This is a genomic window from Membranihabitans marinus, assembly GCF_021729155.1.
Taxonomy (GTDB): domain Bacteria; phylum Bacteroidota; class Bacteroidia; order Chitinophagales; family Saprospiraceae; genus Membranihabitans; species Membranihabitans marinus.
Map to the genome: position 1 here is coordinate 34,074 of NZ_JAJQYA010000008.1, position 25,768 is coordinate 59,841.

The window sequence follows — 25,768 nt, forward strand, 5'->3', positions numbered from 1 at the left end:
ATAAACAAAAGTCATGAAAAGTATTATCACATTTTTTATTAAGTATTCCGTAGCTGTCAATATCGTTGTTCTGGCATTTATAATTTTTGGATTTATTGGAATGCGGTCCATGAAATCTAGCTTTTTCCCCCTGGTTGAATCCAAAATCATTACTATACAAGCGACCTACCCTGGAGCGTCACCTCAAGAAATCGAGGAAGGCGTAGTTCTAAAGATTGAAGAGAATCTAAAAGGCTTATTGGGAATTGATCGAGTCACATCAGTTTCCAACGAAAATGCCGGTTTGATTACCGTTGAAATATTGAATGGCTACGATATCGATGTAGTACTGGCCGATGTCAAAAATGCTGTAGATAGAGTCCCCTCCTATCCTACCGGAATGGAACCATTGGTGGTGGGCAAACTGGAAAACATTCGACAAACCATATCATTTGTTGTCTCCGGTGAAAATGTCCCCCTTAAAAGTTTAAAAGAAATATCTCAACGCGTGGAAAAGGACATCCGAAAAATGGATGGAATCACACAAATCGATATAACCGGATATCCACTTGAAGAAATTGAAATAGCCGTTAGAGAATTGGATTTACTCGCCTATGATTTGACCATTGACGATGTGGCCGCTGCTGTTTCGAATGAAAATCTATTGACTACTGGGGGAAATATAAAAACAGATACGGAAGAATATTTGATTCGAGCCAAAAACAGAGCCTATCACGCCGATGATTTGGACAATATTGTAGTCAAAACCAATATCGATGGTAGTGTTGTGTTGTTGCGAGATGTGGCTTCAGTTAACGACATCTTTCAAGAGACGCCAAATGCCAGTTATTTTAACGGCAACCTAGCTGTCAACATCAATATCAGCAATACCAATATTGAAGATTTGATCTCAAGTGCTGATAAAATCAAAGAATACATCGAAGATTTCAATCAAAGATATAGCAACATACAGTTATCAGTGGTGAGCGATAGCAGCGTTACCTTAACACAGCGGACACAGTTGCTCACCGAAAATGCCATTATAGGTATTCTGTTGGTATTATTCTTTTTGTCTTTGTTTCTCAATACGAAATTGGCCTTCTGGGTAGCTTTTGGACTACCGATTTCATTTTTGGGGATGTTTATTTTTGCAGCTCATATCGGTGTGACCATCAATGTACTTTCTCTTTTTGGGATGATCATCGTTATTGGGATATTGGTGGATGACGGTATTGTGATTGCAGAGAACATCTACCATCATTTTGAGAAAGGAAAATCACCTGTCCAAGCAGCGATTGATGGAACGATGGAGGTATTACCTCCCATTATTTCTGCCATTTTGACCACGGTATTGGCCTTTTCTACCTTCCTGTTTTTGGACGGAAGAATTGGTGACGTATTTGGAGAAGTCTCTGTCATAGTAATATTGACATTAGCAGTATCACTGATCGAAGCCCTAATTATTCTACCTGCTCACGTAGCTCATTCCACGGCGTTGGTTCGGGAAGAAAACCGAAAGCCCAACCACAGTGTCTTCGGAAAAATTTTCACTAGCTTGCGCTCTATCAATAAGTATGGAGACAAGATCATGGTCTTCCTAAGAGATCGTTTTTACGCTCCCTTTCTCAAATTTGCACTCAATAATAAGTTTTTAACTTTCTCCATTTTCCTCGGATTATTTATAATTACCATAGGCAGTATCCAAGGGGGAATTGTACGAACTACCTTCTTTCCCAATATTGCCTCGGATAGGATTCAGATCAGTTTAAAAATGCCAGAAGGGACCTATGAAGGCATCACCGATTCATTGTCACAAATAATAGAAGCAGCAGCATGGGAAGTCAACGAAGTATACACCGAAAAACAGGAGGGCAACCTACAGGTCGTTGAAAATATAGTAAAAAGAATAGGACCAGGATCTGCTGTATCCACCATTACCATAAATTTACTTCCAGGTGAACTTCGAAATTTTCCTTCCTATGAAATCACAAATGCCATCCGGGATAAAGTGGGCCCCATTGAAGGAGTAGAAAGTCTAGTGTTTGGATCAGGATCCAATTTTGGGGGAAGTCCTGTGGCCGTTTCACTTTTGGGGAACAACATTCCAGATTTAAAGGCCGCCAAAACGGAACTCAAATCAGCCCTATCCAATATTACTCTATTGAAGGATGTGACCGACAATGATCCCGCAGGTATTAAAGAAATTCAAATTGATCTTAAAGAAAATGCCCATCTTCTCGGTCTAACCACCAAATCGGTAATGAGTCAAGTACGTAACAGTTTCTTTGGATTTCAAGTACAGCGTTTCCAAAGAGGAGAGGATGAAATCAAGGTATGGGTTCGATATGATCGCGAGAGTCGGTCGACCATTCAACAACTAGATCAAATGAAAATCAATACACCGAGTGGAGATCTTGTGGCCTTGGGAGAGATTGCCGACTACGATATCATTAGAGGAGAGGTCGCCATTAATCACCTAGACGGACAGCGAGAAATTCAAGTTACTGCAGACCTTAAAGATCCCAGCGCCAGCGCCACCGATATTATTGAAGAAATCAGAACCAGTATTTTCCCTGCTATTCAGGCTAAATACCCTACAGTAACAGCCCTGTATGAAGGTCAAAATAGAGAGGCCAATAAGTTTACCATTTCGGCAAAAGTGGTTTTCCCCATTGTCATCGCTTTGATATATATCGTTATTGCATTTGCATTTCGATCATATTCTCAGCCTTTGCTTCTGTTGTTATTGGTACCCTTTAGCATGACGGCGGTTTCTCTAGGTCATTGGATTCATGGATTTCCGTTAAACATACTGTCACTATTGGGGATTATCGCCCTTATCGGAATTATGGTAAACGACGGCTTAGTGCTCATTAGTAAATTCAATGGAAACCTCAAAGCGGGAATGGAATTTGACGAGGCATTATATGAGGCTGGAAAATCTAGATTTAGAGCTATCTTCCTTACTTCACTTACGACAATTGCCGGTTTGGCTCCCTTGATATTCGAAACCAGTAGACAGGCTCAATTTTTGATTCCAATGGCCATTTCTATTGCCTATGGCATCGGATTTGCGACGGTACTAACCCTTATCGTATTGCCTATTTATTTGGCATTTATCAATCGAATTAAATTATTTTTCAAATGGTTATGGACAGGTGAAAATGTTGACCCTGTCAGTGTTGAACGAGCCATTAAAGAATTACAATATGAAAATGAAGACATTCACTAATCGCTTATTCCCAGTTCTGTTTCTGTTTCAAATTATTTTATTTCCAGTAATCGGTCAAAATTTTATTGGGAGCGATGAAGCTGTCAAACGCGCATTGGAAAATAATTTTGGAATTAAGATTGCATCAAACAATTTAAAAATATCAGAGAACAATACTTCCAAATGGAATACGGGTCAATTGCCAACGGTAAGTTTGGATGGTGGAGCTAATTTTAAATTAGACAACTCGACAGTTCTGTTTCAAGATGGAAGACAAACAAATGTAACTGCAGCGGCTTCTGAATCGGCTAATGCCTCACTAAATGTGGGCTATACCCTGTTTGACGGCTACCGAAGAAAGTACAATATCGCCCAACTACAAGATCGATTGAAGTTAAACGAACTTCAAGTAAAAGCCACTTTGGAAAATGTTGCGGCACAGACATTGTTTCAATATTATCAAGTCGCTGCTCTCTCACAAAATATCAAGATATTGACAGAAGTATTGGATATTTCGGCTGAGCGACTTCACCGAAGTGAGGTTCAATACGAATACGGAGGCAATCAACTGGCCATTTTAAATGCTCAAGTAGACCTCAACAACGACAGTCTCAATCTCTTCAATGCACAACTTCAACTCGAAAATGCCAAACGCAATCTCAACAATATCATAGTCGATCTTGAAGGACTGGATTATTCAGTGGAAGACAATGTCGAATTTTTGACTTATCTCTCGGCCGAAGATTTGAAACAATCCATGTTGGCCAACAATATAGAGATAAGACAAATGGATAAAAATATCGAAATCGGCAACTTAGATATCAATTTGGCTGAAGCGAGGAAATTACCCACTTTCACCGCCAATGGATCTTATGGAATCACATATTCTAAGAACAATGCCGCTTCATTGTTATCCTCTCAATCCAACAATGGTCTAAACCTTGGTGTAACCATGAAATGGAATCTATTTGATGCTGGTGCCACTAAATTGGCTATAGAAAATGCCAAAGTCAGCAAGTTCGGATTAGAATTGGAGAAGGAATCTTTGCTTCAGGATTTGAATTTCGAATTTGAAAATGCATGGGCCGATTATGAAAATAAATTATTGATTTATCGCACCGAGGTAAAGAATGTAGAAATTAATCGAACGAATTTTTTGAGAACAGAAGAAAAATTTAAAATAGGCCAAGTAAATTCCGTTGATTTTAGACAGGCACAATTAAACCTTTTAAATGCTGAGACAAATATGAACACTTCAAAGTTTGAGGTGAAAATTGCCGAAGTACAGCTTTTGTTACTCAGTGGTCAATTGTTACAGTAATCCAATGTTGAATTGGATTAATAATAATTCGAAATACATTTTATCCTGCCGGATAAAATTTTGACTTGGCCGAATGAAGTTGCCCTTTAGAGTAATCAAAGGTCGTAAATCGACCTTTGGTGTGACTGAGCATAGTTGTCCAACAGGACAACCAAATGCCGTAAATCCGCATTTGGCAAAGATGACTGAATGAAGCTCACGACCGAATGTAGTTCGAAGAACCGTAGACCTTAAATAGGTCTACGATGAGGGAGCCACGACCACAGTGTCGTGGATGGGCGGGGAAAGACCGTAAATCGGTCAATGATGTGACTGAGCATAGTTGTCCGATGGACAACCAAATGCCGTAAATCGGCATTTGGCAAAGGAACCGAGGCCACTGTGCCGAGGATATTTAGCCGAAACCTCCGTGTTTCGGGTGACCAGCCACTGCGCTGTGACGACATCGCCCTATAATTCATCAGGTTTCTACCTTAATTTATTATGTCGTCCTTTCAGGACTTCTTTTCAAGATGACAATTAATTCATAGGGTTGCACCCTATGCTAACATGTGTCGTCCTTTCAGGACTTTTTTAACAAGGTGTTTTGGCCTGATCACACTTCAATTCGGCAGCGAATTGCACCTGTGCTCCAGCGTGATTGCCACGTAAATCGGCAGCAAACATCATGTTTCTATTAAAATCAAAGATTGATGTGAATTGAATGACAACATGAATGGTGATGCTCATGGATTTGTCACACTTTTTGCCCAATCTATCCTATTATATCATTACAGGGAATGAAAAGATATGATCTCTTCTTGTCAGAAGATTGACAATGCAAAAAAGTCCGCCAAATAAACTTTGTTTACACTTTATGGAATCTCGTCATGCCACAGTGGGCATGACTTCTCTCGCCAGAGCCCGATTTACGGGCTCTGGTGCTTCGCACTTTGCTCGTTCACCCACGGCTATAACATATCATCCCTTCAGGATGACCGAGCAAAGTTGTCCAACAGGACAACCAAATGCCGTAAATCGGCATTTGGCAAAGGAACCGAGGCCACTGTGCCGAGGATATTTAGCCGAAACCTCCGTGTTTCGGGTGACCAGCCACTGCGCTGTGACGACATCGCCCTATAATTCATCAGGTTTCTACCTTAATTTATTATGTCGTCCTTTCAGGACTTCTTTTCAAGATGACAATTAATTCATAGGGTTGCACCCTATGCTAACATGTGTCGTCCTTTCAGGACTTTTTTAACAAGGTGTTTTGGCCTGATCACACTTCAATTCGGCAGCGAATTGCACCTGTGCTCCGGCGTGATTGCCCCGTAAATCGGCAGCAAACATCATGTTTCTATTAAAATCAAAGTTTGATGTGAATTGAATGATACCATGAATGGTTATGCTCATGGATTTGTCACACTTTTTGCCCAATCTATCCTATTATATCATTACATGGAATGAAAAGATATGATCTCTTCGACTTAAGCAAAGACTGCAAATGATGTCTTGAATATTATACCATCCAACAGTTTCTGTAGAATACGAACATAATAGTGAGGTCAAAGTATATAGGCTTTACAACACATTCACTCGGACCTTCTTTTTCTTTAACATCGCATTATCGGTCAATTCTACTAGGGATGATACCACTTCTGTATTGACGGCAACAAAACTACAATCCTGTTTTAACTCGATATTCCCCAATTCCTCCTTTTTCAGATTGCCTTGCTTATAAAAAAAGCCAGCGATATCCCCCTTCGATATTTTATCCCTACGACCACCAGACACGACTACCGTCTTCCATTCTGGTAAGGCCGGTATATGGGCATCGGTAATTACTTCCTCTTCCAAGTCTCCGATAAAGTCGGGAAGCACGTCATCTACCCATTTAATAACATAGGCGGTACCCGTGCTTTTCATCCGTGCAGTTCGCCCGTTTCTATGAATAAATTCATGCTCTCGGGTAGGTAAGTGATAATGAATAATATATTTAAGTTCCGGTACATCTATCCCCCGAGCAGCCAGGTCGGTGGCCACAATCAATTGTAATGATCCATTCCTAAATTGAACTAAAGATTTTTCTCGATCTTCCTGCTCCATTCCACCGTGAAAACAACCGTGTAAAATCCCCTTGGCTGTTAAATGATCACTCACTCGCTCAATAGAATCCCGAAAATTGCAAAACACAATACCGGGTTGATTTCCCAAATGCGCCAATGCTTTGGACAATGTATCTAACTTGTCTTTGGTTGGAGAGATAATGGATTTCAAGGTCAACTTCGGTTGTCCAGTCTCTAAAAAATCCAATACTTGGAGATTCTTAATCCCTACAAAGGGAGGAATACTAACATTCCTGGTTGCTGAAGTGAGTATTTTTCGTTTCAAATTCTTAAAACTGGCCATAATCTCTTCCATCTCTTCTTCAAACCCCACCTCTAAAGTCTTATCAAATTCATCTAAGATTAATGTCCTTACTCCATGAGGTGAAATGGTTTCCCTGCGCAAGTGGTCGGCTATTCGTCCTGGTGTACCTATTAATATGGCCGGTTTATGCTTAATATCCATTTTATCCTTGGATATGGCTCGTCCTCCATATACGGCGTTGGCCTTAAATCCACTGCCCATTTCCCTAACTACTTGTTCTATTTGTATAGCCAATTCCCGAGAGGGCACAATGACCATGGCTTGTATCCTTCCATCGTCAGGGTTTAATATTGATAATAACGGCATTAAAAATGCCAGGGTTTTACCTGTACCTGTAGGTGACAATATCATCACCTCTTCATTAGATGTTATCGCTTTACCCGCCTTAACCTGCATGGGATTAAGCGCTGAGATTTTTAATTTCTCTAATATTTTTTGGTTGTCTTTTATTTTCATCATCGACCGCAAAGATAGTAGTAATCCCCTGATAACTGATAAGAATACATTGTAATTAATCTACAGCGAAGAACTAGAACGAGGTTCTCAGAAAATTACTCTTCCATATCAATAAACCAATAAACCCAGCTGTTGACGATAACCGGAAGGAGTATGGCCAGTAATTTTTTTGAAATTTTTAGCAAAATGGGAGAAATTATTAAAACCGGCAGCAAAGCAAATGTCAGAAACCGACATATGTTCCTCTGCCAACAATTTACAGGCATGGACAACTCGAAATTCATTTAAGAATGAAATAAAGGTCTTTTTCGTTACCTTTTTAAAATAACGACAAAAAGCGGGTTCAGTCATACTGATCAATTGAGCGACTTCTGCAATACTGATCTCATCTTGAAAATTTTCCCTGACGTAGCGATAAATCAATCGAATTCGCTCATTGTCTTGTGGTTGGATATTAAAGCCTAGACTACCAGCATTCAGATTGGTATATTCTTCTGTGGTGGCCAAGTCATTTAATATGGTCAAAAAAGTAGTCAAACGCTCCACATGATTCATATGAACCATATCATTCATTCTCTCTCCTACCCATCGCTTGGTATTGCCGTGAAACCGAATCCCCGATTGGGATCGTTCAAACAACCGTTTAACGTGAACCATCTCGGGAATATCAAAAAAAGTCTTACCCAAAAAGTCTTGTTTCATCTGGATGACGATTTCATTTTGTGATTTGGCCAACCTATCTGTAAATCCAAAATGAGGCAAATTGGGTCCAATCATAATCAAATCTCCCTTTTTGTAGTAGGAAATATGGCTACCTATGTGGCGCTTTCCACTGCCATCTTCTATATACACTATTTCCAATTCTGGATGAAAATGCCAATATGCCTCATCATTGGGATTGGTGGATTCAAACTTGCGCAAGGTAAAGGAAGAACCAAATCCAGGTATTATTTTCTCTAACTGTGGTTTTACTTTCTGATTCATTGACTAATAATTAAATGTTTATTTACGACAAAATAAATTCTGAATACTTCACTAGAATATTTCAAAAAATCTAAATATTAATCACATTTTAAAATAATCTACTGGCAAACATTTATCAACTGTTTTAAATTAACACAAAATAACACTTTATTTTTTATTGATGCTAAAATAGCACACTTAATGGCTAAAATAGATACCAATATTTCGAATCTCGCAAATTATCTTTGTCATAAGGAATTGATAAAAATTATTTTACCCTATATCTAAAATCATTTATTATGAAAAACATCTTGGTAATATTAATGATCACTCTTTCGTCTTATTTTGTACAAGCTGAATCTTATCCTAACCTTATCGTTAGAAGTGATAAATCTTTTGTACTCGATATCAACGATTGGAGAATGAAGGATGTCGAGGTTTCAATCATTGACAACTTCGGTAGAATCGTACATCATGACAACATTAGTGCCGATTACAGCAAATTGAAGAGATATAACCTCGATCAATTGGAAGCTGGTATTTACAATGTAAAAATAGAAGACGAATTAAAAGAAGTCGTATACACTGTATTGGTCAACAGAACCAATATCGCATTGATGACAGATAAATTGGTTACTTACAAACCAGTAGTAAATGTAAGTGACAACAAAGTAGATATCAACATATTAACCCTTAACAAGAATGTTGAAGTAGAACTATATGACGTTGAAGGTTTTAGCCTGTATTCAGAAGTAAAAAAGAATGCACCTAAATACGCTAGAAGATTAGACATTTCTGATTTACCTAAAGGAAATTATACTGTACAAATCAAATTCAATGATGAAATGTACAACCACTCTTTTTACAAGTAAAAAAAGTAGTATCCAAAAATAAAAAAGGTCTTCCCAGTTAAAGGGAAGACCTTTTTTATTTTCACAAACCACTGTTTGTATTCTTTTAATTATCCCAATTGAATCTATAATAGATTAAAAATTCTTGGCTATTTTCTCAATCTTTTTGGCCGACAAGTCTCCTTTATACACTATCAATCTATATTTCAATACTGTTGACCCATCCTGTGATAAGGCTATTCGGTGCTGCCCAGGCCACACAGGATTTTGCATACTTGTTCTTTTTCTTAAAATCCATTTATCGTTAGGTAGAGGATTGTCCTTGCTCTGAATCATTACAATACCAGCATTTCCTCCATCCACGGCCAAAGAACCAGATACATCAACCCATTTACCGGCTTCCATAGCGAGGTTGACCGGCTCTATTACCCCTTCTTTAGCTGTAAATAATATATCCTCTGGCATCTTCATACGCACTGAAAACCCGCCATAACCTTTTTCATTATCAGATCCACCGATTTCCACACCTTCCACCAAAGCCTGCAAACCCAGTTCTACATCTATTATTCTATAGTTTTTCTTAGTCTTATATATGGTAATGACTGAATGTTCTCGAACAACAGCTTTGGGAGATGATGAATTGGGATAAATATTGGTCAACAAATCAGTAGCAGCCTCCAATGTAATCGCTTTTTTACTAGATTGCTTGATTTCAGCTGATTTATTAACCCACTCTACATTCTTAGTCTCCCAAGGATCTCCTACCGACTGCCCCTTGACATAAAGTTGATGCCATGCCCAAAATACACCGCGTTGATGAAGGTGGTCCTTTGGAAAATCTTCGGTTAAGACCTCTCCATCGATGCCGTATACCGGGTGCAAATAATTCGCCCGAGGATATTGACCATCTAGATCCACAGTGGACAACTGGTAATACAACAACTTATCCCCTTTTTCTGTCACTAAAATGCCATCCTTATCTTGTGTAGCACTGAGGTGCTGGCTGTTTCCAACCTGGCCCATAAGGATTAATAGGGCCATTATTGTTATGTATTTTCTCATGGTATAAAAATGAGAAAAATGTCAAAATTTCCCTCACATAGTTAATATAATTTTATCCTATTTTAATTAAATTCTGCCATTGACCAACATAATAAACCATACTACAAATTCACACTCTTTTAGCCGAATTTAATTTCACATTTTCCCTATATTTACAACATCAAAGACAGAAAACAGTCAACTATGCTCAAAATATTTTTCAACTTTTTATTTCTTACCACCATTCTATCTTTCTCTTATGGTCAGTCAAAAGAATGGCAACCCTTATTACAAAACGATGATTTATCCACTTGGACGGTCAGAGGAGAAGCCAAATGGGTAGCCAAAGATGGTGTAATTACCGGATCTGGAGCCAATGGTCATCTCTATGCTCAGCCCTTGGTTTCTGATTTAGAAGTCAAAGGAAAATTTAGAATTTCTGATCAGGGAGGGGGAAGCAATGGGGGGCTGTATTTTAGAGCTAATCCTCCTGCCAACAATCCGGAAAGTTACCCCCATGGCTACGAAGCACAGATATGTCACAATCAATCTGCTCACACAGGGTGGCTGTGGAAACCAGGCAAACCGACTGGAAAAGCTACTAAACTTTTGACCAAAGACGATGAATGGTTCGATATGCATGTAATAGCTATAGGACCTAACATTGAAATCTTCATCAATGGGCAGTCTGTCATGAAATACAGAGACAGTGAATACAAAACCGGTTATATAGCACTTCAATGCCACAATGCAGGCATGACAATAGAGGCCAAAGACCTATTTTACAAAAAATTAATCCACTAGCCATTAATTATATGTAATTTCCAATAAATTTGCCCTCCAATTCCACAATATGAAATCAATTATGAAGCTAAGTATGGTCTTGGTACCAGTCTTTACTATGTTAAGTTTTTCTAACTTATCCTTGGACCATCTCAATCCCTACGATATTCCTCACCACATCAATATATCTTGGAAAACTGATCCAGCCACAAGTCAATCCATCAACTGGCGTACGACGGAACTCCAAAAAATAAGTTACGTAGAATATTGCGAAGCCACGGCTTCTCCATTTTTTTCTAATAGCGTCCAACGTCAAAAGGCTGAATCCAATGCCCACACTGGAGACGATGCTACCTGGAATTATCACAGTGTCAACTTAACTGGTCTCTCTCCCAACACACAGTATTCTTATCGAGTAGGGAACGGTAATTTTTGGTCGGAATGGGCTGAATTTAAAACTGCCACTGGCAAAGAAGAAGATTTTACATTTATATACTTTGGAGATGTACAACGCGATATTTTTTCTATGGGAAGTCGAGCCGTTCGCCAAGCTGTTCTTCAGAGACCAGATGCTAAATTTTTCCTCTTTGGAGGGGATTTAGTGCACCGGGGTGGACTCAATAAAGAAAATTGGAATGAATTTTTCCCAACAGGGGGTTGGGCATTTCAAAACATTCCCATCCTCGCTACTCCGGGCAATCACGAGCACATTGTAGCCAAGAGTGGAGAGAATATGGGACAGCAATGGTATTACAATTTCACCTTCCCTGAAAATGGCCCAAAAGGACATGATGAAGAAACCTTCTATGTTGATTACAACAATATCAGAGTGATTTCATTGAATATGTGCCGTTACAAATATGCTGAAGATAGAAAAGCTATTTTGGAATGGACGGAAGAAAGACTGAAAGAATTCAAGGGCGATTGGGTATTTATAACCCATCATTATGCCATGCATCCAAGTGCTCGAAATCGAAAGCCAGGCTTGAGATTCCCAGAATTCAAAGCCCTCTATGAAAAATACAAAGTCCCCGTTATACTTACAGGACACGAACACCTCTATGCCCGTGGACGGATCGATGACGAATTCCCCGTTTATGTGGTTTCAGTTGCAGGCCCCTACCAAAATGCCATTCAATTTCAAGGATGGGAAGAACGCACGGGAACTTCACTACAATTATTTCAGGAAATAAACGTCTCTCAGAATGAGATTCACTATGTCTCTAAAACCATCCTAGGCGAAGTCTACGATGAATTTAGAATTACCAAGTCGGAAAATGGAGAGATGAAATACACCATCGGTGAAGACCTTCCTCCCCAGTCCCTCCTACCACCAGATCGATTCGAAGAAAGATACAAAAAAGAATTGGTCGATTCTTGGGAAGAAGATTTAAAAAACTACCTTATCCTCCATCCCTAGATCAAAAAATTTAGGGATTACATTTTGACTGACAAAATCATTTTTATTAGCTAGGTGTAATACAATACTCCTGTTCGATATCGCATTACAAAATGATTAAATCGGCTGTTTAAAGTGTTTGAAAAAATAGAACTGAATCGAACCAATAACCATTTATTGATCATCCTATTCATAGAATACCGCCACTTTATTCAAACTCTTTCTTTGAATAGAAGGCACATAAGTAGATTCTGCCGGATATCCAACGGGGATCAAGAGGTAAGGTCTTTCATTTATGGGGCGATCTTATACGAAATACCTTTATAATTAACGGTAATCTTTCGATTTATTTGATGTTTTACTTCGTTTAAAATACTCGCCGTAGCTGCGGCTATGTCTGTGTTTTTAGCCTTGTTAAACTTCAAATATTCCCGAAATCTTTTCCGTCATTACAAAATGTATTTCGTATAAAACCTCAGTTAAAAAATTCATTGGACTCGGTGTATGAGTCAAAGCAACCAACCCTGCATTATGGATAGCCGCAAGCAAAAACCCACAAACTATACCTACAGATTCGTTGACGTAATAATGCATGTGTCTCCGACCTAGACTATCTAGACCGTAAACTTCTTTAAATACTACTATTAACCAAGGGGCTGTTTCCAAAAATGGTTTATGAGCATCAGTAGCCATTTTCTCGAGGTCAGATTTCCACTCATCACTCATTCGATTACGGTAATTTTCTTCCTCCTCCAATTCCGCAGCCTTCCTAATTTTTCGTTTTATCTCAGGACTAGATACCGCACAGAATTTCCAGGGTTGTTTATGCGCTCCCGAAGGTGAGGTCGAAGCGGTTTGTATAATAGAGCTTATGATGGATTTAGCAACCTCTCTGTTCGAAAATTCACGCAGAGACCGCCTTTGATTCATCTCTTGATAAAAGTCCAAAGCTCTTTTTGACATTTCTGAGTCCGAATATACAACATGATTATACAGATGATGTTTAATACGAATTACATTTATAATTAACGGCAATCTTTCGATTTATTAGAAGTTTTACTTCGTTTAAAATACTCGCCGTAGCTACGGCTATGCTGCCTTACCCACCCTCGGCTGGTTGGCCTCGGTTCCTTCACCAAAGGTCGATTTACGACCTTTGATTGCTCAAAGAGCAATTCTGTTCAGTCATAGCCTCGTCAAACTTCAAATATTCTCGAAATCTTTTCCGTCATTATAAAATGTAATTCGTATAAATCCTTTTATCTCTATTTCATATGGTTTCTCAGTCATAACTAGGGTATTATACTCATTAAAATTTCGGGAATAATCGCCACCTGAACCGTCCTTCAATACAGTTATCAAAATTCCATCTATCCCTTTAGTCCATGACCACCGATGACATTGAATTCATGACCTTTTTCTGGCATTCCATCCAACAAAGGCATGGCTTGACCAATTAATTCACGAACTCCAGGCACATTTAGAGATTTGTCGTGGTTTTCTTTACTATCCCAGACTTCAGTTACCCATACCGTGTCATCCAATTCTGTATCAGTACTTACAACATAGAGTTGACATCCCGGTGCATTTGCCACCATAGTAGCCGCTTCTAATAAGATATTCGCCAAATCTTGTCCTTTACCAGGTAGAGCTGATAATTTTCCATGTAATCCGTATTTCATATTTCTTATTTTTCTTCTTATTTGCGTTTTGAACGCATAGCCTTTACTTTCACTATATTTTGATCTTCAACAAAACTCATGTACATTGGAGACTCTACTCCATAAATAGCCATTTTCCCTTCTTCATTGTGATGAATGCCCCATCCCCATTTTTTACCCAATGCCGATGCTCTAAAACAGGGTTGACCTTTGGAGAAGAAAGTCTCTTTCGTCTTTTGCCTTTCTCCAGAATTTATATCCTTATTCCACATATGTACTTCCAGCATTACTTCATCGGAAGTGAACTGATACGGATGATTGTGGATTAATTCAAACTGCTTCAAAGCTATGGTTTTTTTCCCAGCTCTTAACGATGGCTCTTGCGCTTGATCAACATTGCTATCTTCACTAATCTCAATAAAGGTATTGTAATAATTCGTTGAGTGTACTTTCATATTATACTTTTACTATATCTTCTCCAAACTTTATACTGCCACAACAAGGAACATTTTATTTAAAAGATGGATTAAATTCGAAAATTAAAAAAAATATCTGCATTTCTCTAAATACTCTAAACTCATTGTATTTTAGGGGAAATATTTAACAAATGAAAATCGCCCTTCTCTATATATCTGCATCACTATTAATAATTCCAACCATAATCTCATGCCATTCTGAGACAAAGAAACATCATCGGCAATTCGATCAAGCATTGGCGAATGGACAATTAGCCAATGAAGGGTATCGACGTTGCGTCGACTTCACAAAAGATTGGCTGACTGTTGCCGACCCCGTATCAGGTCTTATTCCGGAAAATCTCACCAAGGGAACAGATATCTGGAACGGGCACAATTCAGCCGCCGACAATTATCCCTTTATGGTGCTCACAGCTATGATAGCAGATAGACCTATGCTGGAATCGACCATGACAAATATGTTGCGTTTCGAAGAAAAAAATACCACTAGATTGGGTAGCCTTACTGATGATTATTCATTTAGCAAACAAGGTTTTGCCCGAGAATCCATTGATACGGCCAAAATCATATTTAGTTCCTCAGAATATGTCAAAGATGGCCTGGTACCTTTGACTGAATTTGCCGGTCATACCGCATGGAGTGAAAGGATGTTTGACATCCTCGACGATCTTCATAAACTCGCTCGATACAATGGTCGATTTAATCCAGATTTTTTCAGCCAATCCAAAGAAACCGAAGTTTATGGCGAATTATTACAAGCCTTGACGAGAGCTTATTGGATGACTCAAAATCAAAAATACCTCGATTGGGCCATTGAAATAGGAGACTATTATTTAATTGAAAACCCCAATAGGTTATTAAAAGCCGAATCACTTAGATTGCGAGACCACGGTTGTGAAATCATAGGAGGGCTCAGTGAATTATATGCTACTGTGCACTTTGTGGACACCGACAAAAAAGAAGCCTACCGAAAAGCCCTCTACCCTATAATGGACCGAGTCTTAGAAGTGGGAAGAAATCCCGATGGCATGTTTTTCAATGAAGTTAATATGGTTACTGGCGACATAGTTGAAGAGGGAATTGTCGACAACTGGGGCTATACCTACAATGCCTATTACACCCTTTATCTTATCGATCAACACCAACTATATCGAGATGCTGTCTTACATCCACTGCCAATACTGAAAGATAAGTATCACAATTACAATTGGGAGCGATATGGTGCCGATGGATTTGCCGATGCCATCGAAGGGGGCATTAATTTATACAACAGAGAACCTGTTGAAGAACTTATGGAATGGATAGATAATGAAGTTCAAGTTTTTTGGTCCATCCAAGATTCCGCATTTCGCCCTGAATGTGCAGAATGGAAAAACAGGGGAATTATCGAAGGTTGGCATGGAGATGGCAATTTTGCTAGAACCATCATCATGTACTGCTTAATGAAAACCAATGATATCACTATTCAACCTTGGCAAAATGATGTGATATATGGAAGTGTGTTATCCAACGATTCACTTTTCATAACCCTAACGACAGAACAACAGTGGCAGGGTCAACTAATGTTTAGCAACAGTAGACAACAACACATTATGAAAATGCCTTTGGATTATCCGAGGATCAATCAGTTCGCTCAATGGTACGCCGTAGACCCGGAAGCCAATTATGAATGGTATAATGTTGACACCGATCACAAAGAAATCCTTACTGGAGCATCACTAATTAATGGAATAGATATGGATATCGACCAAGGTGAAATCTATAATATTATAGTAACCAAACAGAATATGTAAAGCCTTATTATTTAAAGGATATAGGGAGAATATAATTTTTAGGTCTTATGTTTGAAATTAAAATAGTCTAAAAATCACTATTACAACAACCGCCTTTCCCTAAAAAAATTCTTTAAACTCTCGAAAAGAAATAAGATTTAATGATTGTACGCGATGTTGATCAAACCATCCGTATTCATAAAACTCATTGTGTATTGGGGAAAGTCCTCCAAAGTTCCTTTTTTTTGATAAAACACCCACACCCCAGTCGCTATCGATACAACAACTGTGAACAAGATGACTTGACCGCCATTTTAAGAAAGCTTTCCAAGTGGTACCATTCCAAAAATTTCGAGCTGGAGTCAATCGATAGAGATGGTTTTCTCTTGCATGCCATTCTGTGGGAGGATTACAATCATGTAGTACTATAAATCCGTCTTCACTTAAATAAGGTAAGGCATTAGTAATATCTCTGTCAACTTGGGCAGCCAGATGTAACCCATCAATAAAAATAAGGTCAAATTGTATATCAGAAGATAAGATTTTATTTTCACCCAATTGAGCAAAAAATTCATCGCTGGTTATTTTAAAATCAACCGGATTCTCAAAGAATTCCAATCCTGGATCTACACTATACTTCTTATCGGCTACTATTAAATCGAAATTGTTTGCAGGATCACAAACACCTATTTCTAAATAGGTAGTTGGACCATTAATTTGACTAAGCAGAAAATTAATAATATCGGATCGCTGTGGGCCTTTCGACAATTCTTTCTCCGTCTTCGCTTTAGTATCTACAAAAACAGGATGGGTAAAGACATTTCTACCTTCCCTATATCTTCGAACATGTTTTTTAGCGAATGCTTTTGCTTTCAATAATTTCAGCAATGGTCTCTTTTTAATTATCTAAAATAACGGCTATTTAACCGATAGCGCTTCGTGAATTTTACTCCCCTCACGAACAATAATATCAATAATTTCTGAGATGTCCTTTTCTGTCGTTCGAAAATTTACAATACAGCTGCGCAAACAATATTTTCCAAAGACCAATGCATGAGACAAAAACACCTCTCCCCCAGCCTGAAGTTCATTCAATAAAGTCTCGTTGATAGTATTTAAATAATCATCCTCATATTGATGGCCATCAACAGGAATAAATCTAAAATTAGTGATACTGAGATTTTGCGATATTGCTTCCAGTGAAGAATGTTGATCTGCCATCTGATAGAGAAGTTTAGATAAAGCTATATCATCTCCAATCAACTTTTCATACCCTTTTCTCCCAACTTGCTGTAAGGCCATCCAAATTTTCAAAGCTCTAAATCCTCGAGAGTTTTGCAGGCCATATTCATAATAATTTTGAGTCAATTCGTCTCCTTCTTTTTTAAAATTATAATATTCGGGATGAGAACTATATGTATCGGTTAAATGCTTGGAATTTTTCACCAAGGTACAACCAGCTTCTAAGGGGCTATATAACCACTTATGGGGATCTAAGGCTAAAGAATCAGCCTCTTCAATTCCATCAAATATTGGTTTCAATTCGGGTATAACGGCGGCTGGTATCCCATAAGCCCCATCAATATGAAACCATAAATCATATTTTTTACTCATTTTGCCAAGGGCTTTGAGATCATCCACAGTTCCCGTACTCACATCTCCTCCAGAAGCAACGATAATAAAGGGCTGGTGACCGGCACGAATATCTGTATTTATCGCTTGCTCTAACAGGTCAAGATCTATTTTATTGGAATTATCTGTCGGTATCCATCGGATAGAATTAGCACCATGACCAAATAAAATTGCCGCCTTATCCACCCAGGTATGGGTATTTTTAGAACAATAAATCATCATTTGCTTAGGGAAAGCCAATAATCCATCCGATTTTATAATACTGGGCCCTTTAGCCGTTCTAGCTGCTAAAAAAGCGGTAAAATTTGCCATATTTCCACCACTGACTAAAATGCCTCCATAATCTTTTGATAATCCAATAAATTCGGCCAACCACTGTATAGTTTGCTTCTCTATTTCAGTGGCCATTGGACTAATTAATTGAGCTCCCACATTGGGATTCACTGCACCAACCAACAATTCGGCCAGCATGCCGATAGGAGCAGCCGAAGAGGTAATATATCCCATAAATTTGGGGTGGCCATTTAACAAAGAATTGTCAAATAACAGCTCAGTGGCTTTTTCGACAATGTCTATAACCGGAAGACCAGTATCGGGCAATCTACCTTGACCTAATAATGATTTGATTTCAAGATTTGATTTATTTGTTGTAATAAGGTGATTGTCTATATGATCAATATAATCCGCAATCTTATCTATAAGTTGATGACCAATTTTTTTAAATTCCTCTTTCTCTATTTCTAATGTAGCCCTTCGTTTATTATCCATAACTTTAATATTAATTAGTTTCCTTATCGACAATTTACTTATAATTGACAAACCCAATATAGTTTATACACTAATTATCGAATCAGAAAAAGTGATGGCTTAGAATCTAACAATACCGAAAATCATGAGTCTAATTATTAATTAAATTTTTTCTACTAGACACAATTAGCCTATTGCACAGCGACATAATTTCTTGCTTCTTGAGCAAAACGCCGCCAATAATTACGCTGAGTATAAGAAACCTGAACCCATTGTTTCATCGCCCTATTATTACCTGAAGGGTCAAATAAATGTGAACCCTCCAAGGCTAAAGCCTCACGATGTGCATCGCCAAACAATTTGAAAACCATTTCATTCTGAAAAAAACATATAAATGCTTTACCATTCATCTTGAAACAAGGCTTACCAAACAATTGGCCTTTAATTGCATCATCAATCTCATTACCAATCTTTATAAATAATTCTTCCTCTACCATTTTTCAACTATTTACCATACCGAGAAGCTCTACTTCCTTATTCCTCAGATCATTCCCCGTTTCCAGTACCGATTTGAGATTTATTAAATAAAATATCCATCCAAATGCACAACCTAAGCGTATATTTTCCTTAGATCGATCGTCCAAGGGAATTTCTTTTTGAATCAATTCCACTAAAACATAATGCTTGTGATTACGCATTGAAACCTGGACCTTACAATTGCCCGCGAATGAAAATTCTAAAAAATCTACCCCTTTGGCAGCCAAAATTTCTCCACTTTCAAAATGATTTTGTGCATACCAATTCCATTCGTATTTACATCCAGACCGAACGTTGTCTTTGTCAGGAATTTTTTGATTAAATGCATTGTAAAATACCGCCTTTGACAGAAACCATTTTTCAAGATCATGGCTTACCGTCCAAGCATTATACACTGTACTCAAATCAGAAGTTATGGCTACTCGCTTTGTAAATTCGGTCCAATTAAAATTTTCCATTTTTTAATAGCTTAAGATGAGATAATCGTCGATTCCCAAAAATTTATACAATTTTTAGATACCGACATTTTAATTTCTTCTAGATCAAGCTTTTACAATTACTATATGTTATACCAAGTAACATTACAAACAAAAAATATAGGGCAGGATACACATTTTGACCTCATTTATACTATTCAACAATAATTACAGGGTAAATAGTTTTTTAAAACCACAAAAAGATAGAAACAAATTTTATAGTTGACAGACTATTCTCATTTTAATTAACCGTCCTACCCGCGATCTCCCTAATTGAGATATTGTCAATAAAGACGTCCAACAATACAGCCCTTCCTTCCTTAATACTAACCAAGCCATAGGTTTCTTTTTCCCCTTTACTTCCTTCTCTACGATATATTTCTTCAGCATTTTGAGCTTTTGATTCTTCCATATACAATCGATCAAATGGAAAAACAACTGTGATGGTCTGAGGGATTTCAGATGTAAAGTAATCTACTGTAGTCTTTAAATAGTCGTCGACATTCGCGGGTCTTTCTTTGGATATTGAATCTATAATAGCATAGCCAAAATCATCCTTTTTAAAAACTACATAAATCGTTTCTCCATTCCTCCATTCTCTCTTTTCACTCATCTCATATTGATTATCGGCATAATTTAGGGCAACATATCTTCCCCGGAAAACATCCACAGGGTCTACTGGAGCCGTCCGAAATTTAAATACAGTACCTGAATGAATAACTGATTCCTGTTGCCACACCATCTTTGATGGAACATAAAGTTGACTCACTACCATTAAGGTGAAAAATATATAAAGTACAGTTTTAGTTTTCATGTGCTTTGTATGTTTTGATCATCCAATAATTAACCACAAAAAATCCTAGACCTACTCCAACAAACACGAGTCCACGTAAAATAAAGCTTAGATTACTATCCAAGAATCGACAAGTCACCAATGCTGCGATGATTAACATTCCGAAATTTAACCAAGGCAAATGTCTCATTTTGGTTCCCTCTCGAATGATAAAAACCCCGATGGCAAACAATATTATATTTATTAAAACAATGGATAATGAAGAGAACATTCCGACAATAAAGGTGATGAATAGGGGAATAAAACTAATGGCCAATGGCTTAAATTGGGGGTGAAAAACTCTTCTTCTATACGCCATCACCAAAGACAGAGATAAAACAGTAATTACTGCGGACATCCAAAATTCGGGTGAGGTCATAATCTCATTTAGCAAAATATTCGCTTTTCTCAAATCAGTCCAAAACCAGTCAAAACTCAATATGAGAAGAAGGATAACTGTACCTAAAGCCCCCAATATTAAATAGCCGTTATTCCGAGATTTCTGTTCTACAAAATAATCGCTATTTCCAATTATATAAAATAAAGCAAATAAACTAGAATAGCTCACCCAAAGCCATTCTTCATGACCGGAGGATATCGTTCCCAAAGCAAAGAGAATAGATATAGGAATTGCCCAATGGTGAAAAATTATAAAATTGCCATTGGGAGAACGGCGATATAGTTGGTAGTAATGCGGCAACACAGCAAATAGCAAAAGTAAATATATCCAAGAACTGCTATTGTCATTGCTTGTAAAACCTGTTTGAGTGACATAAATTGTGATTCCCAAAATAAAAAATAATGAGGACAGGGAAGAATGCATAATATATATCAATGGTAGACAGAGCAACAACCAAGTCAAAAGGAATGAAGACAAATCACTAGGGATATTGTAAATTTGACCAATGAGGGCCAAACAAGCGGCCACAGAGAGAAACAGGAAAGCCGCTGTCCCTTCCCGCCATGTTTTATTGCGGTTTTTCTCCAATAATACATAACCACAAAATATTTGACCAATAATCAAGGGTAGAAAAGAACAGATGGATTTGACCTCCTTGGACAAATTGTCCCAGTTGTGCCCTATGATTAGGATAATGCCCAAACCCACCAATATAGCACCCAATAAACCGAATGCCATAAATAGACGATTGGGTTCATCTTCTCGTTTTATTTTATAGTATTCATTGATTCTATCTGCCGTTTCTTGAGATATAATTTGGCTTTCTACAAGTTCTGAAATATCCTTTTGTAAGCTCATTCTAGGGTTATATTAGGTCAAATGCATTTGGTAATAATTCAGGACTAATGACGCTAAAAATATATTATTCATCTACATCAACTTTAGTGATTATCCATATTACGACCGATATTTAGGACAAAGTCATTTCATAAATACCTCATTACCACGACTTCCTAATATACATATAAGTATTGGATTTTTCTCAAAAAACAAGCCTAACAGTCAAATCCACTACATTCACATAGTAGACTAATATTAAAACTAAAAAAAATTAAACCCATAATTTTCCAAACCTCAGACATATAAAATTAACCAATGACCTAGAATAAAACATGTACAGGTTTCCAAAAAAGCATTCTATTTTAATGGAATAAAAAAACCCTTAAACCAGTATGAAACTAGGATTAAGGGTTTATAGAATATCTTTATTAGGTTGAAATTACAATCCCATCATCAATAGCATAGGATTTTCCAATAATTCTTTTACTCTTACTAGGAAGGTAACCGAAGTACTTCCGTCGATTACGCGATGGTCATAAGACAATGCCAAGTACATCATAGGTCGGATAACTACCTCCCCATTGACAGCTACTGGTCGTTGGACAATATTGTGCATACCCAAAATAGCAGACTGAGGTTCATTCAATATTGGAGTACTCATCATCGATCCAAAGATACCTCCGTTGGTTATAGTAAAGGTTCCACCAGACATTTCGTCTAGAGACAACTTACCATCTCTAGCCTTAAGGGCCAGTTCCTTAATTTTTGCTTCTATCTCATGAAATCCTAATGACTCAACATTGTGTACTGGAGGTACTACCAAGCCATTTGGAGTAGATACGGCAACAGATATGTCAACATAATCATGATAAATTAAATGATCACCTTCTATTTTGGCATTGACATCGGGAAGCTCTACCAAGGCTTGTGCACAAGCTTTGCAGAACAAGGACATAAAGCCGAGCTTAATACCGTATTTTTCTACAAATCGCTCTTGGTACTGTTTTCGAAGCTTCATTACTTCAGACATATCCACTTCGTTAAAAGTGGTCAACATCGCAGTATTGTTTTTGGCAGAAACCAATCGTTTGGCGATCGTTCTACGCATCCGCGACATTTTTTCTTTGCGCTCTTCTCTAGAAAATGCAACCGCAGCTGATGGCGCAACTGTTTCAGTTGTTACAGTCGGACTAGGAGCTGGCTGAGCTACTTTTTGGGCTGCTTCAGCATCGGCTTTCGTTATTCTACCATCGACACCACTGCCTTTAACCGCAGCTGGATCAATTCCCTTTTCCGCCAATATTTTAGCGGCAGCTGGGGCTGGATGACCAGTTGCATAAGTATTGGCACTGGCCTCTGTTTGTGCAGGTGATGGTGCAGCACTGGTTTCTGGAGCTGGATCACTAGATTCCTCACCAGATGGTGGTGCTACCGATGTATCTATTTTGGCCACCAATCCACCGATCTCAATATCGTCTTCCTCTTGGGCCACATGGATTAATTTTCCCGATGCTTCAGCCGGAAATTCTAGCGTTGCTTTGTCTGATTCAAACTCACAAATGGGTTCATCCAAATGTACATACGCTCCGTCTTTTATCAACCAGGCCGAAAGAGTAACCTCAGTTATTGATTCGCCAATGGTTGGCACTTTCATTTCTACTATGCTCATAGCTTAGATTTGATTGCAAATTTTATACTCTGCAAATATGCAAAATAAACCACATTTATTCACTGAACTACAGAATTTCACAAAAAAAATCCCAATACTTCGGTATATAATATGGAGTTCTTTTATATTTTCATTAACATTCTATTATTTCCCTCCTAATCATAAACGACTTCCATTTTAAAAAGAGCCGGAGATTGAAACAAAAATTTAGATTGATTTAACACTGTATACCCGCTATTTTTTTGCCAGCGAATGGTTGAACTTTGATCCGAAACAATACTTTGCTTATTTTTTTTAATAAAAATAGTCTGCAACTGTCCCAAAGAGTCGTATTCCGCTTTAAAATAAGTAGCTGGGGCCTTAGTATTGTCGGTTATATACTCTACTATCCGATATTGACCACTATCCCTAGATGTCTTATCATAGCTATCCACCCATCGAACAGAAGAAAAATCCATTTCCTTGATTTGTTTTAAATCGGTTAAAATGTGATAATCTTTAATGGATTTTGTTTCCGGATCTAAATCGTTTACCACTATAGTTTTGGTCACTTCAGACTGAACACTATCAATGATATTGTTATTAAATATAGAATCCATCCAAAGGCCCACACTGAATTCCCCTGATTGAATGACGACTTCATCATTGTCAGGAATACAGGACACCATTAGATTGCCTATTATTAGTAGCAGTAATATTCTATTTATTTTCCACCAATACATCTCCTGTCATTTCTGTTGGAATTTCAAGTCCCATGATGGTTAAAATTGTCGGAGCCAAGTCACCCAATTTACCATCTTTAATGGTATTGTATTCAGAATTGCCATCGATATAATATACGGGCACTGGATTTGTCGTATGGGCTGTATTAGGCGAACCATCAGGGTTTACCATATAATCGGAGTTTCCGTGATCTGCAATAATAATTATGGAGTAATCCTGATCTAGGGCTGCTTCCACCGCTTGCTGAGCACATTGATCTACTGTTTCAGCGGCAACCATTGCTGCATTGAAATCACCTGTATGGCCGACCATATCTGTATTGGCATAATTTAAACAAATAAAATCGGGTTTATTGCTTTCTATTTCCTTTACAATGGCTGAAGTTATTTCTACCGCACTCATTTCTGGCTGCAAATCGTAGGTGGCTACTTTAGGGGAAGGAATTAAAATTCTGCTTTCTCCTTCAAAAGCCTCTTCTCGACCACCTGAGAAGAAAAAGGTTACGTGAGGGTATTTTTCCGTCTCTGCGATTCGTACTTGGGTTCGACCTTGACTCGCTAAATATTCACCCAAGGTATTTTGAATATCTTCTTTATCGTAAACCACGTGTAGACCTTTGAAAGTCTGATCATAATTGGTCATGGTTAAGAAATACAAGTCCAACGCCTTCATTTCATAATCCGGGAAATCAGACTGAGTCAAGGCATTGGTTATTTGGCGAGGTCGATCCGTTCTAAAATTGACAAAAAATACTGCATCTTGGTCTGAAATAGTAGCCAAAGCATTATCTGATTCGTCGACCAATATTATGGGTTGTATAAACTCATCTGTTGTTCCACCCTCATAATCGGCTTTGACCAAGGCAACAACATCTTGCGTTTTACGACCTACTCCATTGACCATTAATTGATAGGCCAAAGCTATTCTCTCCCATCGATTGTCTCTATCCATGGCATAATATCTACCAATTACGGTAGCGATGGTGGCACTTTTCCCTTTGGTGTAATCAACCAATTCTTCAAGATAATTGGCTCCACCATGAGGACTAGTGTCTCTGCCATCTAAAAAACAATGGATAAAAGTAGTAATTCCAGCCTTGTCCAATATGTCAACTGTGGCTTTGATGTGTTGTATATGTGAATGCACGCCTCCATCGGACAACAATCCCATGATATGAGCCGGTTTATTATTTTCTTTACAATAGGATACCAGATTTTGAATTTCTTTTTCTTGCTCGAAAGTTTGGTCTTTGATGGCTTTATTTATCCTGGCCAACTCTTGGTAAACGACTCTTCCTGCACCGATATTCAAGTGTCCCACTTCTGAATTCCCCATTTGTCCTTCTGGCAATCCGACATCCATACCATAGGTCACCAACTGTCCATGTGGATATTTACTATTTAATCCGTCAATAAATGGTGTATTTGCTTGTGCTATAGCGCTCACTTTGGGATCGGGTCCTATTCCCCATCCATCTAATATCATCAAAAAGCATTTTTTCATATCGTCATTTTTCATAATAGGTAAGCAGGCAATTTAAGAAAGCTATCCAATGTAACAAAGTATATTAGTTAAATTAGATGTAAA

General features: G+C 38.0%; 20 protein-coding genes and 1 pseudogene. 6 read left to right on the plus strand and 15 right to left on the minus strand.

Annotated elements, in window-relative coordinates; genetic code table 11:
• The first annotated feature begins 13 nt into the window (after nucleotides 1–13).
• Entirely contained in the window at nucleotides 14–3,211 is a 3,198-nt protein-coding gene (locus LVD51_RS07055; protein ID WP_236970504.1) for an efflux RND transporter permease subunit, read from the plus strand.
• Complete coding sequence (locus tag LVD51_RS07060; RefSeq protein ID WP_236970505.1) at nucleotides 3,195–4,511, plus strand: TolC family protein; 1,317 nt, start codon at nucleotides 3,195–3,197, stop codon at nucleotides 4,509–4,511. The genes LVD51_RS07055 and LVD51_RS07060 overlap by 17 nt, the downstream gene beginning before the upstream one ends.
• Nucleotides 4,512–6,074: 1,563 nt before the next feature.
• On the opposite strand, the gene LVD51_RS07065 is transcribed toward LVD51_RS07060, so the two are convergent.
• Both LVD51_RS07065 and LVD51_RS07070 read right to left on the minus strand, forming a co-directional pair.
• Nucleotides 6,075–7,382 carry a DEAD/DEAH box helicase gene (locus LVD51_RS07065; RefSeq protein ID WP_236970506.1) on the minus strand — a complete coding sequence of 436 codons (1,308 nt, stop codon included), beginning with the start codon at nucleotides 7,380–7,382 and terminating at the stop codon, nucleotides 6,075–6,077.
• Nucleotides 7,383–7,487: 105 nt separating this feature from the next.
• Complete coding sequence (locus tag LVD51_RS07070; protein WP_236970507.1) at nucleotides 7,488–8,363, minus strand: AraC family transcriptional regulator; 876 nt, start codon at nucleotides 8,361–8,363, stop codon at nucleotides 7,488–7,490.
• A gap of 278 nt (nucleotides 8,364–8,641) precedes the next feature.
• Here LVD51_RS07070 and LVD51_RS07075 point away from each other — a divergent pair, with 278 nt between their 5' ends.
• The gene (locus tag LVD51_RS07075) at nucleotides 8,642–9,214 is read left to right on the plus strand and encodes a T9SS type A sorting domain-containing protein (protein WP_236970508.1); all 573 of its coding nucleotides are present in this window, start codon (nucleotides 8,642–8,644) and stop codon (nucleotides 9,212–9,214) included.
• A 114-nt stretch (nucleotides 9,215–9,328) separates the two neighbouring features.
• Here the strand turns inward: LVD51_RS07075 and LVD51_RS07080 are convergent, their stop codons facing one another.
• Nucleotides 9,329–10,255: a DUF6807 family protein gene (locus tag LVD51_RS07080; protein WP_236970509.1), complete on the minus strand. Its 927-nt coding sequence runs from the start codon at nucleotides 10,253–10,255 to the stop codon at nucleotides 9,329–9,331.
• A gap of 183 nt (nucleotides 10,256–10,438) precedes the next feature.
• Between LVD51_RS07080 and LVD51_RS07085 the strand changes: the two genes are divergently transcribed.
• Both LVD51_RS07085 and LVD51_RS07090 read left to right on the plus strand, forming a co-directional pair.
• Nucleotides 10,439–11,038: a 3-keto-disaccharide hydrolase gene (locus tag LVD51_RS07085; protein WP_236970510.1), complete on the plus strand. Its 600-nt coding sequence runs from the start codon at nucleotides 10,439–10,441 to the stop codon at nucleotides 11,036–11,038.
• Nucleotides 11,039–11,087: 49 nt separating this feature from the next.
• Nucleotides 11,088–12,437 (plus strand): FN3 domain-containing metallophosphoesterase family protein, encoded by a 1,350-nt coding sequence (locus tag LVD51_RS07090; RefSeq protein ID WP_236970511.1) that lies wholly within the window; start codon nucleotides 11,088–11,090, stop codon nucleotides 12,435–12,437.
• Between the two features lie 393 nt (nucleotides 12,438–12,830).
• Here LVD51_RS07090 and LVD51_RS07095 read toward each other — a convergent pair whose 3' ends face one another.
• From LVD51_RS07095 to LVD51_RS07105, 3 genes are all read right to left on the minus strand, one after another.
• Entirely contained in the window at nucleotides 12,831–13,379 is a 549-nt protein-coding gene (locus tag LVD51_RS07095) for a nitroreductase family protein (RefSeq protein WP_236970512.1), read from the minus strand.
• A 407-nt stretch (nucleotides 13,380–13,786) separates the two neighbouring features.
• Entirely contained in the window at nucleotides 13,787–14,098 is a 312-nt protein-coding gene (locus LVD51_RS07100; protein ID WP_236970513.1) for a putative quinol monooxygenase, read from the minus strand.
• Between the two features lie 17 nt (nucleotides 14,099–14,115).
• On the minus strand, nucleotides 14,116–14,532 hold the full coding sequence (locus tag LVD51_RS07105) for a DUF6157 family protein (RefSeq protein ID WP_236970514.1): 417 nt from the start codon (nucleotides 14,530–14,532) through the stop codon (nucleotides 14,116–14,118).
• A 152-nt stretch (nucleotides 14,533–14,684) separates the two neighbouring features.
• Here LVD51_RS07105 and LVD51_RS07110 point away from each other — a divergent pair, with 152 nt between their 5' ends.
• Nucleotides 14,685–16,346 (plus strand): hypothetical protein, encoded by a 1,662-nt coding sequence (locus tag LVD51_RS07110; protein WP_236970515.1) that lies wholly within the window; start codon nucleotides 14,685–14,687, stop codon nucleotides 16,344–16,346.
• Between the two features lie 99 nt (nucleotides 16,347–16,445).
• Here LVD51_RS07110 and LVD51_RS07115 read toward each other — a convergent pair whose 3' ends face one another.
• The 9 genes and pseudogenes from LVD51_RS07115 to gpmI form a co-directional block, all read right to left on the minus strand.
• Nucleotides 16,446–17,213, minus strand: a complete 768-nt coding sequence (locus LVD51_RS07115; protein ID WP_236970516.1) for a class I SAM-dependent methyltransferase — start codon at nucleotides 17,211–17,213, stop codon at nucleotides 16,446–16,448.
• 30 nt (nucleotides 17,214–17,243) lie between these two features.
• Complete coding sequence (locus LVD51_RS07120; protein ID WP_236970517.1) at nucleotides 17,244–18,725, minus strand: pyridoxal phosphate-dependent decarboxylase family protein; 1,482 nt, start codon at nucleotides 18,723–18,725, stop codon at nucleotides 17,244–17,246.
• A 170-nt stretch (nucleotides 18,726–18,895) separates the two neighbouring features.
• A complete protein-coding gene (locus tag LVD51_RS07125) occupies nucleotides 18,896–19,201 on the minus strand; it encodes a hypothetical protein (RefSeq protein WP_236970518.1) in 306 nt (101 codons plus the stop codon).
• Nucleotides 19,202–19,204: 3 nt separating this feature from the next.
• Complete coding sequence (locus LVD51_RS07130; protein ID WP_236970519.1) at nucleotides 19,205–19,699, minus strand: SRPBCC domain-containing protein; 495 nt, start codon at nucleotides 19,697–19,699, stop codon at nucleotides 19,205–19,207.
• A gap of 259 nt (nucleotides 19,700–19,958) precedes the next feature.
• The gene (locus LVD51_RS07135) at nucleotides 19,959–20,531 is read right to left on the minus strand and encodes a GDYXXLXY domain-containing protein (protein WP_236970520.1); all 573 of its coding nucleotides are present in this window, start codon (nucleotides 20,529–20,531) and stop codon (nucleotides 19,959–19,961) included.
• Between the two features lie 889 nt (nucleotides 20,532–21,420).
• A pseudogene (locus tag LVD51_RS20205) lies at nucleotides 21,421–21,807 on the minus strand (DUF2157 domain-containing protein); the annotation flags it as partial.
• Nucleotides 21,808–22,228: 421 nt separating this feature from the next.
• On the minus strand, nucleotides 22,229–23,458 hold the full coding sequence (gene odhB / locus LVD51_RS07145) for a 2-oxoglutarate dehydrogenase complex dihydrolipoyllysine-residue succinyltransferase (protein WP_236970522.1): 1,230 nt from the start codon (nucleotides 23,456–23,458) through the stop codon (nucleotides 22,229–22,231).
• A 155-nt stretch (nucleotides 23,459–23,613) separates the two neighbouring features.
• Nucleotides 23,614–24,180 carry a hypothetical protein gene (locus LVD51_RS07150; protein WP_236970523.1) on the minus strand — a complete coding sequence of 189 codons (567 nt, stop codon included), beginning with the start codon at nucleotides 24,178–24,180 and terminating at the stop codon, nucleotides 23,614–23,616.
• Nucleotides 24,158–25,684, minus strand: coding sequence for a 2,3-bisphosphoglycerate-independent phosphoglycerate mutase (gene gpmI, locus LVD51_RS07155; protein WP_236970524.1), 1,527 nt, complete (start codon nucleotides 25,682–25,684; stop codon nucleotides 24,158–24,160). The genes LVD51_RS07150 and gpmI overlap by 23 nt, the downstream gene beginning before the upstream one ends.
• Nucleotides 25,685–25,768 lie beyond the last annotated feature (84 nt).